Below are 590 nucleotides of genomic sequence, written 5' to 3'. Positions count from 1 at the left end.
TTGAGGAAGGCCAGCTCGCGCAGCCGGCGCTCCAGGATGGCGAAGTCGTAGTCGACATGGGTGAAGGTGCCGGCGGAGGGCTTGAAGGTGACCTCCGTGCCCTGGTGATGCGTTGTGGGGCCCATGACCTTCAGCGGCTGCACGGTGTCGCCGTGCTCGAAGCGGATGAAGTGCTCGAAGCCGCCGCGCCAGATGCGGACTTCCATCCATTCGCTGAGCGCGTTCACCACGGCCGCGCCCACGCCGTGCAGGCCGCCCGAGACCTTGTAGGAATTCTGGTTGAATTTTCCGCCCGCGTGCAGGCGAGTCAGCACGACCTCGGCCGCCGAGACGCCTTCCTCCGCGTGGATGTCCACCGGGATTCCGCGCCCGTCATCCGTCACGGTGACGCTGCCGTCCCCGTTCAGCACGAGGTCGACGCGCGTGGCATAGCCGGCCTGCGCCTCGTCCACGGAATTGTCGAGGATTTCGAAGGCCATGTGGTGCAGGCCCGAGCCGTCATCGGTGTCGCCGATGTACATGCCGGGCCGTTTCCGGACGGCTTCGAGGCCACGGAGGACGGTGATGGAGGCGCCGGTGTAGTCCGCGTC

At 66.9% G+C, this 590-nt stretch carries 1 protein-coding gene; it reads right to left on the bottom strand.

From position 1 onward, the window contains the following. On the bottom strand, positions 1–590 hold a 590-nt coding region (locus AC1DWF_RS36675; protein ID WP_476843345.1), incomplete at both ends, for an ATP-binding protein.

It is taken from the genome of Aminobacter sp. P4_D5 (assembly GCF_056401815.1).
Note: the sequence above shows the minus strand (reverse complement) of the source record. Positions and strands in the feature narration are given on the sequence as shown.